The sequence below is a fragment of the Halorubrum sp. GN11_10-6_MGM genome (assembly GCF_005435165.1).
GTDB lineage: Archaea > Halobacteriota > Halobacteria > Halobacteriales > Haloferacaceae > Halorubrum.
Window position 1 is genome coordinate 1 of sequence record NZ_SGUC01000048.1, and the last position, 13,815, is coordinate 13,815.

A 13,815-nucleotide genomic window follows, 5' to 3' on the forward strand; every position below is an offset into this window, starting at 1 on the left:
CGCCGACAGCGACAACTCCCCGTCGATCGGTCCGTGATTCTCCCGTCGAGACCGTCAGTACAACCGCTTCGATACAAAACTCAGGCTTCAGAAACAGCTAGTCGAGGATGCTTTGTGAGGTACTGAATATGGTTTATAGCCCGGATCTCCCCGAAGATATTCCTCCGAACTTCGTAGTCGGGATACTCAATTCTACGCTGATCTGGTACTACATCACTCGGACAAGTAACGTCCTCCGAGGTGGCTATTATCGGTACACAAAGGATTATATCGCACCAATTGGGCTCCCAATAGAAGACATCTCTCAAGAGGTTGTGGATAAAGTCGACAAGATGTTTGATTATCGAGAGGCTCGGGAACAGCTCTCACTAGATTTGAGACAGTACCTCGGCAACTACGAGGACGGTCCGAAGCTCCCCGACGTCGGGCTCTTCCAGCCGAGCGAGTCGACCGTGCTCGACGCGACGACCGAGGAGTACGAGAAGCTCCGCGTCGGCGACGTGCGCGCCGAGCGCGACGGGACGAGCGTCACGGTCTCGGCGACGGCGCGGTACAAGCCGGAGGACGAGGACGCCCACGAGACCGACACGTACGGCTACACCGAGACCGAGTTCGTCGAGGCGTTCACGCTCGTCGACTGCTCGGAGCGCGAGGCCGCCCTCGTCGCGGCGTTCGTCCCCGTCGCCGTCGACGACGAGATCGCGGGCTTCCGCGAGAACGCCACCAAGACGAACTCGCTCGTCGACCGCCTGAAAACGATCACGCTGCCCGACCCCGACGACGTGGCCGACGACCTCCGGCGCTACGTCGAGACGAAAGCGCGCGCCGACGAACTCGACGCGAAGATCGAAGAGACGGATCGGCTCATCGACGAGATCGTCTACGACCTCTACGACCTGACCGACGAGGAGATCGCGATCGTCGAGGAGGCGGTCGCAGAATAGCCGTCGACGCGACCGAGCGAAGCGAGGTCGCGATTTTCATACGTGGCCGGCGTAGCCGCGGTAAACTCCTCCAAAGCCCCAGTCGCGACGACTCGCGCGGCTTGTTGCGCTCCTCGCTCGCGTTGCTCGCTGCGGTGCTTACTGCGCCGTGCTTCGTCCTCGCGACTGCCCCTTTGAGTCCCACCCCCACCGCACAGCACCGCACCTCACGCCTCCCCAGCCTCGTCGGCCTCCCTGCGGTCGGCCGACTCCCTCGCGGGCGGTTCGCGGTCGCCTGCGGCGACCGCTCACCGGCGCGCCACCGTGATAACTTGCGCTCATTGCTTCGTCCGTAGACGACGCTCAACTCCGCAGAGTCACTGTCGTATAATTCGTGGAGCCTGTCGAGTTCTCGTTCTCAATTCACGAACGCAGGCATGTCTCCGCCTTTGAACCACCAGTATATAAAACGCACATATAGCGTAGCTCAGACTATCGTAGTTCAAACTACGGTAGTTGTGGCAACCGAATATCAGCGCACGTGAATACGGGGTAAAGAGAACCGCACAGATAGGGTTCCGAGCGCGGGGCCGTGCTCGTCTCGGTCGCGGTCGACGACGAGACAGCGGGCTTCCGCGCGAACGCCACCAAGACGAACTCGCTCGTCGACCGCCTGAAGGCGATCACGCTGCCCGACCCCGACGATACCGCCAACGACCTCCGGCGCTACGTCGAGACGAAGGAACGCGCCGACGAACTCGACGCGAAGATCGAGGAGACGGATCGGCTCATCGACGAGATCGTCTACGACCTCTACGACCTGACCGACGAGGAGATCGCGATCGTGGAGGAGGCGGTCGCGGAGTAGCGAATCGGACCCGACTGAACGCGATCGAACCGTTCGCGGACCGACCGTCCTTCGGCGTAGTCTCGGAGCGACAGAACGCTTATTCCACGGTGACGACTACCATCACCCATGAGTACTGGCCGGGAGATCCGACTGATCGAGGAGGACGAGGGGGGATGGTCGGCGATCGATCAAGAGCTGAACGTCGCCAGCCAAGGCGAGACGCGCGAGAAGGCGCTTTCGAACCTCGACGAGGCGGTCGAACTGACGAAGGAAGCCCGCGAGGCAGACACGGACGCGCCAGAGCCGGACGCTCCCTGGTTCGAGGAATGAGCGGTCCGCCGCGAAACTTCTCCGGGCGAGAGATAGTCACTGTCCTCACTTCTTTCAATTACCACAAAGACCGACAGCGCGGAAGCCACGCGATTCTGAAGTACACGAACCCCGACACCGGCGAGGTCCGAACCGTCACCGTCCCGCTACACGATCGGGTGAAGATCGGAACGCTCCAATCGATCGCGGACCAGTGCGGCGCAGCGGACTTCGACGCGTGGTGTCGCTGGATCGACGAGCATCGCTGACGCGGTCACACGCGAGTTCCTTCCAAGCCGTTCACCGCCGATATCGGCGACCTTGTCGACCGCTGCGCCACAAGAGAGCGAGGAGATGAGGCGGCCGGAGGAACCTGAATGGACTCGCGGGGGTCCCGCGAGCGAACGCAGTGAGCGAGTGGGACCACGCGAGGGAATGACTGAGGGAACGAAGTGACCGAAGGAATGGACTCGCGGGGATTTGAACCCCGGGCCTTCCCCGTGCCAGGGGGATGATCTACCACTGATCTACGAGCCCGCGAACGCATTCGTTTGTTCCGCGGTGAATATCTTAAGGGCTTCGAATCACGGACCGGCGGGGGGGCGACCCGCCCGCGCTCAGATCCGGTCGGAGTCGACGGACACGTCGAGGTCGACGTCGCGGCTCGACCCCTCCAAGTCGCGGACGGCGCGCTCGACGACGCGCTCGGCCTCGTCTCTGATCAGCGGGATCGCCTTCTTCAACACCCAGTCGAACGAGACCAGCCGCGGGAGGTCGAGCGCGTCCGAACTCGCCGAACCCGGGTCGAACTCGACTTCGAGCGCGACCTCGCAGGGGGCGTCGTCGGTTCGCTCGGCGGCGTCCCCGTCGGGGTCGTCGCCGTCGGGGTCGTCATCCTCGGGGTCGCCGTCAGCCCCGGGCGGCGTCACCCGCCAGCAGCCGCCGGCGTCGATATCCTTCGTGATCTTCCAGTCGATGCGCTCGGGCGGGTCGACGCCGGTCACCTCCGAGCGGGCGGTGTAGGATATCTTCCACCACGCGAACGTGAGCGCGTACTGGGTGCCGGGGCCGCCGTCGCCGGTGACGGTCCGGACCTCCCGGAGGTACTCGGAGTAGTTCGCGTACCGCGGAAAATCGAGCAGGAACGCGTACACCTCCTCGGGGTCGGCGTACACCTCCGTGCTCACGACGAGTTCGTCCACGTACGAGGGTTCGAGTGGCGCTTATTAAACAGTCCGGCGACCAGATCGCTCTCGCTGAGACGAATCGGTCGCCGCTTCGAGCACCGAGGTATGACGATTATCGAGAGTTGCTGGCAGATTGTCGGCGAACACCGCCAAAGCCCCGGCCGCGAAGCTGTACGGTGTGACTTCTGTTTATAAACTCCCGATCGACACGGACACCCACGAAGCCCCAGTCGCGAGGACTCGCGCGACTCGCTGCGCGCTTCAGTCGCTCACTTCGTTCGCTCTTTCCAGTGCTTGCGTCGTCGTGCTTCGCCCTCGCGACTGCCCCTTCTGTTCCCGCCCCACACCGCAACCGCACGGCACCTCACACCTCCCCAGCCTCGTCGGGCGCGACGAGGGCGACCGAAGGGAGCCCGAGGACGCGCCCGGCTCCCTCGCGCTTGCGACTCGCGGCCGTCGGCCGCTCGTCGGTACGCGCCGCCGCATCCGATCAGCTCTTTATACGAGATCGGCGGGCCAAGAGCCGAACTCGTTAGAACCCGGAACGGGCCGCCGAAGCCGTCGGATACATGGGCGGCCCAGCGCTCGTACGCCCATGGCCGCCGACGACCGCAACGCCTTCGAAGTGTACCGCGACCGGGTCGACCGTCCCCTCGGCCGGCTGTTCCGCGAGTACGGGACCGCCGAGGCCCACTGGCTCGTGATCGGGATGGTCGCCAACGTGATCGCCCGCGTCGCGGGGCTGATCCCGCCGGTCGTCCTCGGCGTCGCCATCGACGCCGTCTTCACCGGCACCGGCCCGTACACGCTCCCGCTCGTTCCCGACGCGTGGCTCCCGACCGCGGCGGGCGCGCAGTTTCGCCTCTCGGTGCTGCTCATCTTCGGGTCGTTCATCGTGACGGGCGTGTTCACGTACGTCTACGGCATCGCCGCGAACAACTTCGCCCACCGCGTGATGCACGCGGTGCGCACCGACTCCTTCGACCGGATGCAGCGGCTCGACATGACCTTCTTCGACGACAAACAGACCGGCGAGGTCATGTCCGTCCTCAACAACGACGCCTCGAACCTGGAGGTGTTCCTCGACAACGCGCTCCAGAACTCCGCGCGCCTCGGCGTGATGCTCGTGGGCATCGCGGGCGTGCTGGTCTACTACAACTACGAGCTCGCGGTCGTCACGCTCGCCGCGGTCCCGCTGATGTTCCTCTTCACGCTGTGGTTCATGCGGGCCGTCGAGCCGCGGTACGTCGCGCAGCGCTCGGTCGTCGGCGACCTCAACACCGCCCTCGAAAACGCCCTGTCGGGCGTCGAGCTGGTGAAGACCTCCAACACGGAGGCCCACGAGAGCGAGCGCGTCGAGGACGCCTCCTTCTCGTACTTCGAGCGCACCATGGCGATCCTCCGGCTCAACTACGTCTACCGCCCCGGTATGGAGCTGCTCGCCGGGCTGGCGTTCGCCGCCACCTTCGCGGTCGGCGGGTACTGGCTCGCGAACGGCCCGCCGGGCCCGTTCACGACCGAACTCACCGTCGGCACGTTCGTCACCTTCGTCCTCCTCACGCAGCAGTTCGTCGCCCCGCTCGCCGAGGTGTCGAACATCATCGACCAGTACGAGAACGCCAAGGCGTCCTGCGAGCGCGTCTTCGGGCTGCGGGACATCCCCGTCCGCATCGAGGACGCCGACGACGCGGTCGAGCTCGGCGGCGGGTCGGACGACGGCCCGGGCGGCGCGGCCGCCGACGGCGGCGCCTCCGAGGGCGACGCCGACCGGAGGGACCGCGTCGGCGTCGCCGGCGCCGTCGAGTACGACGACGTCTCCTTCGCGTACCCAGAGAACGCGCTGGTCGATCCCGAGGACGCCGACGAAGCGGTCCTCAGCGGCGTCTCCTTCGCCGCCGACCCGGGCGACACCGTCGCCCTCGTCGGGCCGACCGGCGCCGGGAAGTCGACGCTGCTCAAGCTCCTCCTCCGGCTGTACGACGTCACCGACGGCGCCGTCCGCGTCGACGGCCACGACGTCCGCGACGTCACCGTCGAGAGCCTCCGCTCGTCGGTCGGCTACGTCGCGCAGGACACGACGCTGTTCGACGGCACCATCGCCGAGAACATCCGGTACGGCCGGTACACGCGGATCGACGGCGGAGAGGGAGGCGAGGGCGGCGGAAGCGACGAGACCCCAGACGCGGAGTCGGTCCGCGAGCGCGTGATCGAGGCCGCGAAGGCCGCGGAGGCCCACGAGTTCATCTCGTCGCTGCCGAACGGCTACGAGACGCGGATCGGCGAGCGCGGCGTGAAGCTCTCCGGCGGCCAGCGCCAGCGACTCGCCATCGCCCGGGTCGTGCTCCAAGACCCCGCGATCCTGATCCTCGACGAGGCGACCTCCGCGGTCGACACGGAGACCGAGATGCTGATCCAGCGCTCCCTCGACCGCCTCGCTGCCGACCGGACCACCTTCGTCATCGCGCACCGCCTCTCGACGGTGACCGACGCCGACACCGCGCTCGTGTTGGAGGACGGCGAGATCGTCGAGCGGGGGAGCCACGAGGAGCTGCTCGCCGCAGACGGGCTCTACGCGAAGCTCTGGGGCGTTCAAGCCGGCGAGATAGACGAGCTGCCCGAGGAGTTCGTCGAGCGCGCCCGCGAGCGCCACGTCGACCGCGCCGTCGAGCGGGCGACCGCCGAGAGCGAGGCCGACTCCGAGACGCCGGAGTGACAGATCGCCGGCGTCCCGCGTTCCCTTCCGAGCTCAGTCGTCGCTCGACGCCTGGCCGGTCGCGTCGGCGTCGGCGTCCGGCACCGCGGCGGCCGGCGCGGGCAACTCCTCGCGCACGTCGGCGCCCGTGCCCTCCGCGATGACCTCGGCGTACGCGTCGGGGAAGACGCGGACGAAGTCGTCGAGCGCGGCCCCCCAGTCGTCGAGGAGTTCGGCGGCGCGCTCGCTGTCGGTGTACGCGCGGTGGTTCTCGACGAGCCGGCGGAGCATCCGCTCGTCGGAGTCGTCGAGCGTCTCGGAGACCGACACCATCCCGCGGTTCACGCGGTCGTCGAGGCGGTCGTCGGGGTCGTACACGTACGCGACCCCGCCGGACATCCCGGCCGCGAAGTTGCGACCGGTGTCACCGAGGACGGCGACGACGCCGCCGGTCATGTACTCGCAGCCGTGGTCGCCGACGCCCTCGACGACCGCTTTCACTCCCGAGTTGCGGACGCCGAACCGCTCGCCGGCGACGCCGTTGACGTAGGTCTCGCCCGAGGTGGCGCCGTACAGCGCGACGTTGCCGACGACGACGTTCTCGGTCGGGTCGTACGCCGCCTCGGCGGGCGTCTCGACCGTGATGCGACCGCCGGAGAGCCCCTTGCCGACGTAGTCGTTGGCGGCGCCGGACAGCTCCATCGTGATCCCCGGCGCGAGGAACGCGCCGAAGCTCTGCCCGGCCTCGCCGTCGAACCGGCAGGAGATCGTGTCGTCCGGGAGCCCCTCGCCGCCGTGTTCGGAGACGACGCGGTTCGAGAGCGTGGCGCCGACCGCGCGGTCGACGTTGCGCACGTCCCGGGTGAGCGCGACCGGCGCGCCGTCCTCGATGGCGGGCGCCGCCTCGTCGATGAGGTCCCAGTCGAGCAGGTCGTCGATGCCGGGGTGCGCCTGCTCGCGGGCCTTCGTGCGAGACTCGCCGGCGGGCTCGGCGATGACCGCAGAGAGGTCGAGGTGTTTCGCCTTCTCGTGGTCCGTGTCGCGCTGGGAGAGGAGTTCGGGACGGCCGATGAACTCCTCCAGCTCGGTGTACCCCTGCTCGGCCATGATCTCGCGCAGCTCCTGCGCGATGAACGTCATGTAGTTGATGACGTGGTCGGGCTGGCCCGGGAAGCGCTGGCGGAGGTCCTCGCGCTGGGTGGCGACGCCGACCGGGCAGGTGTTCTCGTGGCACTGCCGGGCCATCACGCAGCCCGCGGTGACGAGCGACGCGGTCCCGAAGACGTACTCCTCGGCGCCCAGCGCGGCCGCGACCGCGACGTCGCGGCCGGTCCGCAGCCCGCCGTCGGCCGACACGCGGATGCGGTCCCGGAGGCCGGTGGCGCGCAGCATCTGGTTCGCCTCCGCGAGCCCGAGCTCCCACGGGAGCCCGGCGTTCTTGATCGAGGTCTTCGGCGACGCGCCGGTCCCGCCGTCGTGGCCGGAGACGTGGACGACGTCGGCGTTCGCCTTCGCGACGCCGGCCGCGATGGTGCCGATACCCGCCTCGGAGACCAGCTTCACGTTGACGTCGGCCTCGGGGCTGGCGGCCTTCAGGTCGAAGATGAGCTGCTTGAGGTCCTCGATCGAGTAGATGTCGTGTTGGGGCGGCGGCGAGATGAGCCCGACGCCGGGCGTGGAACACCGGACGTGCGCGATCATCTCGTTGACCTTCTTCCCGGGGAGGTGGCCGCCCTCGCCGGGCTTCGACCCCTGCGCCATCTTGATCTGGAGCTCGTCGGCGCTCGCGAGGTACTCGGAGGTGACCCCGAACCGGCCGGAGGCGACCTGCTTGACCGTACACTCCTTCTCGGTGTCGAAGCGCTCCGGCGGCTCGCCCCCCTCGCCGGTGTTCGACTTCCCGCCGATCCGGTTCATCGCGATCGCGTTGTTCTCGTGGGCCTCAGGCGAGATGCTCCCGAGGCTCATCGCAGCCGTCGAGAAGCGCTCGACGATCGACTCGACGGACTCGACCTGTTCGACCGGAACGGGGTCGCGGTCGGAGTCGAACTCCAGGAGGCCGCGAAGCGACTGGAGCTCCTCGGTCTGGTCGTTCACCAGCTCCGCGAACTCCTGATACTGCTCGTAGTCGCCGCCGCGGACGGCCTGCTGGAGCGTGCCGACGGTCTGGGGGTTCCAGCCGTGTTTCACGCCCGACGAGCGGTGTTCGTACTCGCCGATGGTCTCCAGTTCGGGGTCGGCCCCGAACGCCATCGCGTGGCGGGTCCGGAGGTCGTCTTCGATCTGCTCGACCCCGATCCCCTCGGTGCGGATCTCGGTCCCCTCGAAGTACTCGGCGACGAAGGCGGAGTCGAGCCCGACCGCCTCGAAGATCTGGGCGCCCTGGTACGACTCCATCGTCGAGATGCCCATCTTCGCCATCGTCTTGAGGAGGCCGTCCTCCAGCGCGTGGCGGTACGCCGCGAGCGCCTCGTCCTCGTCGGCGCCGTCCGGGCCGGCGACCACGTCGGCGATGGAGGCGTACGCGAGGTACGGGTCGATCGCGTCCGCGCCGTAGCCGACAAGCGTGGCGATATGGTGGACCTCGTGCGGTTCGCCGGACTCGACGACGAGCCCGGCGCGGTTGCGCAGCCCCTTGCGGACGAGGTGGTGGTGGACCGCGCCGGTCGCGAGCAGGCTCGGAACCGCGAGTCTGTCCGGCCCGACCGCGCGGTCCGAGAGGACGACCACGTCGGCGCCGTCCTCGATGGCGGCCGCGGCGTCCTCGCGGACGCGGCTCACGGCGTCGACGAGCGAGCCGTCGCGGTCGTAGGTGACGTCGACGGTGACGGAGGTGAACGAGGGGCCGTCCGACGCGTCGTCGTCGCGGTCGGCCGGGGTCCGCTCGCCCGGCCCGGGGAGCTCTCGCAGCGCCGTCGTCTCGGCGTCGGTCAGGATCGGGGTATCGGCGACGATCTGCTCGGCGTGTTCGGGCGTCTCGTCGAGCAGGTTGCGCTGGTTGCCGATGCGCGTCTCCAGCGACGTGACGAGCTCCTCGCGGATGTAGTCGATCGGCGGGTTCGACACCTGTGCGAACAGCTGCTTGAAGTAGGTGAACAGGGGGCGGTCGACGTCTGCCAGCACGGACAGCGGCGTGTCGTCGCCCATCGAGCCGACCGGGTCCTTCCCCTCTTTCGCCATCGGCTCGACGAGGTGGTTCAGCGAGTCGGTCGTGTATCCGAACGCGGCCTGGTGGGCGCGGACGGTCGGCTCCGCTCCCTCGATCTCTTCGCCGGCGACCGAGTCGGCGTCGGTGCCGGCGTTGATGCCGGCCGCGGCGTCGTCCTCGTCGGTGAGCGCGTCGAGGTCGACCTGCCCGCCCTCGATCCACTCGCCGTACTTCTCGTCGGTGAGCTCCTCGAACACCTCGTCGTCGGGCACGATCCGGCCCGCCTCGGGGTCGGCCACGAAGATCTCACCGGGCTGGAGTCGACCGCGGCGGCGGACCTCGCTCGGGTCGGTCGGGAGCGCGCCCACCTCGCTGCCGACGACGAGGCGGTCGTCGGTCGTCACCTCGTAGCGACACGGGCGGAGGCCGTTACGGTCCAAGACGCCGGCGACGCGCTCCCCGTCGAAGCCGATGACGAGGGCGGGGCCGTCCCAGGGCTCGACGAGCGAGGCGTGGTAGTCGTAGAAGTCGACGCGGTCGTCGTCCATCAGGTCGTCGTCGCGGAACGCCTCCGGAATGAGCATCCGGAGCGCGTGTGGGAGGTCCCGGTCGGTCTGAAGGAGGAGTTCGAGCGCGTTGTCGACGCTGGCGGTGTCCGACTGGTTCGGGTCGTCGATCACCGGCTTGATCGTGTCGAGCTCGGCCCCGAACGCCGGGTGTTCGAGGTCGTTCTCGCGGGCCCGCATCCAGTTGACGTTCCCGCGGATCGTGTTGAACTCGCCGTTGTGGACGATGTTCCGGTACGGGTGCGCGAGGTGCCACGCGCCGAGCGTGTTCGTCGAGAACCGCGCGTGGACCAGGGCGACGTGGCTCGCGAACCGCTCGTCGGTCAGGTCCGGGTAGTAGCCGGCGAGCTGTGACCCTTTCAGCAGCCCCTTGTAAACGACGCGCTGGCGGTCGAGCGAGCAGACGTAGAAGCGCCCGGCGCCGTCGACCTCAGACACCGCGTTCTCGATCTCGCGGCGGGCGGCGTACAGCGCGCGGTCGAACCCGAGCAGGTCCGGGTCGGCGTCGGCCGGTCGGTTCCCCTCACTGGTGAACCGCTGGGCGAGCCCGGCGCCCTCGACGGGCGCGACGAACACCTGCGACACCTCGGGCTCGGATTCGAGCGCCGTCGCGCCGAGGTCGTCGTTGTCGGTGGGGACGGAGCGCCACGCGAGCACCTCCAGCCCGTACACCGCACACACCTCGGCGATGACGTCGTGGATCTCCGCCTGAACGCTCGGTTCCGGGGGCATGAACACGGAGCCGACCGCGTACTCCTCCGGGAGGTCGGCGTCGACGACTTCGCGGAAGAACTCGTCCGGACGGGCGACCATGATCCCGGCGCCGTCGCCGGTGTTCTCCTCGGCACCGGTCGTTCCCCTGTGTTCGAGGTTTTCGAGCAGTTCGACCGCGTCCGTGACGGCCTCGTGCGTCGGCTCGCCGTCGAGGTCGACGACCCCGCCGATGCCGCAGTTGGATCGGTCGTCCGTCGGCGCCGCGAGTCCCCCCTCCTGACCCGAGGACTCGGCGTCGCGTACGCCCCGGGTGGTACTACGTGACTTAGTCATACGTCTACCTACGAATGAACAGGTAAAGGTATGACCCTGATAGGGGTAGGATCCATCGTACACACATTAGGGAATATAAGGTAATTATTCATCACGGGTGGTGAACAGATGTCACACGCAAGATCGATCAGAACATACGCAACTTCGGGCCACACCTTCACAAATCGTACGCAATTCCTTCCCGGAACGTCCCGCGTATTCCAGCCAGAGTGTCGGAACTCTCGATCAGCCGTTACTCTTCGAGCGGGACGAACGAACCGTTGATGTCCCACTCGTGGATACAGTAGACGTTCCCCGGTTTCTCCGCGATCCGCCACCCCTCGGCCTCATCGTCCCACCGCTCCTCGCGCCCGCACAGCTCGCACGTGCGCTCCTTCGGCGGTGTGATGGTCACGCTCATACGCGCCCGAACGACGTCGGCGAGCAAAAGGATACCGGCGGACGGGCGCTCATCGACCGCCCGCGAGGACCTTCCCGGCGACCGGGTCTCGGAGCGACCGCGCCGGCACGAGTCACGATCCCCGTCCGCGACGCCGAGCGAGCAGCGACGCGCCGGCGACCGCCGCGATCGACGCGGCGGCCCCGAAGCCCGGGAGGTCGTACGCGGTCGAGCGGATCGGCGCGTCCTCGTACCCGAGGTCGCTCGCGTCGGCCTCGCCCGCGGACCGATCGCTCTCCGCAGGTGAATCGCTCGGCGCGGACGGGTCGCTCGCCGCGGACGACGCGGACGAGTCGGTCGACCCGTCCGCATCGTCGACCGTCGCGTCGTCGCTCTCACCCCCGGCGTCGCCGACGGACTGCCCGTCGACCGATCGAGATCCTTCGGTCGCGGGGCCCTCCGCGCCGCGCTCGGACCGGCCGGTGTCGAAGAGCGCCGGCGGTCCCGCGGACGGCGGAATCTCCGACGTGCCGGGTGCGATGGAGATTCCGGTCCCCGGACGCGGCCCCGAGCGATCCGCGTCCGCACCGGGCGGTCCCCCGACCGAACCCGGCCCGCCCGCGCCGGTGGCGCTGCCGCCGCCGGCCGACTCGGCCGAGCCGGGGCCGCCGGATCCGCCGGAGCCGCCGGATCCACCGGAGCCACCGGTCGAGCCACCGCCGCGGGTCGAACCCCCGGACGAGTCGGTCGTTTCGGCGCCGGCGGACGCTCCAGTTCGGGTCGAGTCGTCGTCTACCGCCGTCGTCTCGATCGACCCGTTCTCGGTCTCGCTTTCGGTCCTCCCGTCGATCGAGTCCGGAGCGGCGTAGGCCAGTTCCGTCGTCACGCGGTGGCGGTCGTCGGCCGCGGTCCGACGGAGCCGGTCGTCGTCGACGCGGAACGCGGCCTCGAACGTCTCGCCGGGAGCGGGGTCCTCGGGGCCGAACGCGCGCTCCCCGTCAACGACGAGGTACAGGCCCTCGCGGTCGAGGTGGACCGCGGAGTCGTTCGGCGTGTGTCCGAGCGCGTCGCCGTCGGTGGACTCGTTGTCGTCGCCCGAGTCCGTCGGCGCAACCCCGAACGAGAGGCCGTCGAGGCGGTCGAGATCCGCGCCGCGGTCCAGCGACGCGTTCGCGGTCGCCGGGAGGCCGGTCAGTCCGGTCGCGTTCACGGCGTACACGACGGTGTCGTTCGCGGTGGCGGTCGATCCGGAGGAGAGCGCGCCGTCGGCGATCGCCTCTCGGATCGCGGTCGCGTTGTCGAACCCGTCTGGAGAGACGTCGCGCGTGGTGTACGCGGTCAGGTTGTTCGTCGATCGGGGCTCCACGGTGACCGTGGCGGTGTCGGTAGCGACCTCGGTACCGTGCTCCGATCGCAGCGTGACGTCGTACGTCCCGGGCGAGAGCGGACCGGTAGCTCCCGAGACCGAGTCGACGCTAACGCCGGTGCCCGTCTCGACGAACTCCGACGGAGCGTCCGGCGACGCGTAGGTGTTGAGCGTAACGGGCGTCGGGCCCGTCTCGCTGGTGGTCAGTTCGAGGGTGGTGGTGTTTAGTGATGTCAAAGCTATTGAAGAGTAGTCATATGTCGAATTAAGAGTTAGATTCAGAACGCTTCCACTAGACAAATTATTACGGTTGTTAATATGGACAAAAACAGGCCTGTCTTCTACAACATCTACATCCTGAGTGGTTGTGGCATTTGTGTTCAGATCACGTACTTTCACCGTATATGTTCCTGGTTGAGAAACGGGTAGAGATCTGCTAATATTAGTGAGATTTTCTAGTAGTACCTGTTCATGATATATTCTACCTGTATGTGACTTAGAGGCACTGAGAGCAGCAGTCCGGTTAGTTCCACTACCTCCGATTTGAATCGGTATCTGAGATCCATTTACTGTGTCACTCGCTTCAAGATTGATAGAGGGATCGAGCAATTTGACGGTGATATTCTTGTTTTCTGAATTAGAACCCACGGAGTAATATCCGGATCTGAGGCCATCTGTACTGACTTTGTGGATGTTGCTCGAATCAGCAGAGATCAGTTGTCTAGCACTACTCCCGTTGCGTTTTGAGATATTGTATTTACTCTGGCTTTTTAGCCGAAAAGCGATAGTAGAACCTTTATCAATCTGATATTTGCCTGAGTTAGAGATTAAATCCTCTACTCGCACAGGAGAATGAGATTGGTTTTTGAGCGGAGTGTTACTTGAGGTGGAGAGAATACCACCAATGTTTACTCTACTAATTTCTGGAGTGATATTTCGAGTGGAATTATCTGCTTCTACAAGGGGATAAACATACAGAAATTCACCATCCACATCGTATGCCTGAGAGTGGTTTCCTAGCTGAATGGTGGTTGACTTCCCATAAGAAAATTTAGTAGTTATGAGTCCTTGAGAATTTGAGATATTTGTATTAAATTCGAACAGGAGAGTACTATTAGATTCAGAATCGATATGTGATCCGCTGAAATAATAAGGACCAACCTCAATTCGAGGGGGCACAGACACATTGACTGTTGCTGAATTCAGAGCGTAAATAGCATTTCGCTCTTGTGTAGCACATTGTTGATTTCAGAGAGTGGCTTTGACGGCGTGTTTGAGCGCTTTTCGTCCGGGTTTGCGGTAGAGTTCTCGTCTGAGTTGGAACGCTCGGAGATACTGTGTGAGGCGA

At 66.2% G+C, this 13,815-nt stretch carries 9 protein-coding genes, 1 tRNA gene and 1 pseudogene; 5 read left to right on the forward strand and 6 right to left on the reverse strand.

Features of this window, described 5'->3' with window-relative positions; translation table 11 throughout:
• Positions 1 to 332: 332 nt before the first annotated feature.
• From EXE46_RS17510 to EXE46_RS15175, 4 genes are all read left to right on the forward strand, one after another.
• Positions 333 to 944: a restriction endonuclease gene (locus EXE46_RS17510; protein ID WP_137689194.1), complete on the forward strand. Its 612-nt coding sequence runs from the start codon at positions 333 to 335 to the stop codon at positions 942 to 944.
• Between the two features lie 571 nt (positions 945 to 1,515).
• A complete protein-coding gene (locus tag EXE46_RS15165; RefSeq protein ID WP_137689195.1) occupies positions 1,516 to 1,791 on the forward strand; it encodes a restriction endonuclease in 276 nt (91 codons plus the stop codon).
• 108 nt (positions 1,792 to 1,899) lie between these two features.
• Positions 1,900 to 2,103 carry a type II toxin-antitoxin system HicB family antitoxin gene (locus EXE46_RS15170; RefSeq protein ID WP_137689196.1) on the forward strand — a complete coding sequence of 68 codons (204 nt, stop codon included), beginning with the start codon at positions 1,900 to 1,902 and terminating at the stop codon, positions 2,101 to 2,103.
• Positions 2,100 to 2,351, forward strand: a complete 252-nt coding sequence (locus EXE46_RS15175) for a type II toxin-antitoxin system HicA family toxin (protein ID WP_137689197.1) — start codon at positions 2,100 to 2,102, stop codon at positions 2,349 to 2,351. Before EXE46_RS15170 ends, EXE46_RS15175 begins: the two co-directional genes overlap by 4 nt.
• Before the next feature lie 196 nt (positions 2,352 to 2,547).
• Here EXE46_RS15175 and EXE46_RS15180 read toward each other — a convergent pair.
• Both EXE46_RS15180 and EXE46_RS15185 read right to left on the reverse strand, forming a co-directional pair.
• Positions 2,548 to 2,619 (reverse strand) — tRNA-Ala (locus EXE46_RS15180).
• Positions 2,620 to 2,699: 80 nt separating this feature from the next.
• Positions 2,700 to 3,284, reverse strand: a complete 585-nt coding sequence (locus tag EXE46_RS15185; RefSeq protein ID WP_137689198.1) for an SRPBCC family protein — start codon at positions 3,282 to 3,284, stop codon at positions 2,700 to 2,702.
• A 580-nt stretch (positions 3,285 to 3,864) separates the two neighbouring features.
• On the opposite strand from EXE46_RS15185, the gene EXE46_RS15190 reads away from it, so the two are divergent.
• On the forward strand, positions 3,865 to 5,982 hold the full coding sequence (locus tag EXE46_RS15190) for an ABC transporter ATP-binding protein (RefSeq protein ID WP_137689199.1): 2,118 nt from the start codon (positions 3,865 to 3,867) through the stop codon (positions 5,980 to 5,982).
• 33 nt (positions 5,983 to 6,015) lie between these two features.
• Here EXE46_RS15190 and gltB read toward each other — a convergent pair whose 3' ends face one another.
• From gltB to EXE46_RS15205, 4 genes and pseudogenes are all read right to left on the reverse strand, one after another.
• Positions 6,016 to 10,722 carry a glutamate synthase large subunit gene (gene gltB / locus EXE46_RS15195; RefSeq protein WP_137689200.1) on the reverse strand — a complete coding sequence of 1,569 codons (4,707 nt, stop codon included), beginning with the start codon at positions 10,720 to 10,722 and terminating at the stop codon, positions 6,016 to 6,018.
• A 232-nt stretch (positions 10,723 to 10,954) separates the two neighbouring features.
• Entirely contained in the window at positions 10,955 to 11,122 is a 168-nt protein-coding gene (locus tag EXE46_RS17265) for an HEWD family protein (RefSeq protein WP_199234191.1), read from the reverse strand.
• Between the two features lie 112 nt (positions 11,123 to 11,234).
• Positions 11,235 to 12,704: a hypothetical protein gene (locus EXE46_RS15200; protein WP_241981591.1), complete on the reverse strand. Its 1,470-nt coding sequence runs from the start codon at positions 12,702 to 12,704 to the stop codon at positions 11,235 to 11,237.
• 1,011 nt (positions 12,705 to 13,715) lie between these two features.
• Positions 13,716 to 13,815, reverse strand: a pseudogene (locus EXE46_RS15205) (IS1595 family transposase); the annotation flags it as partial.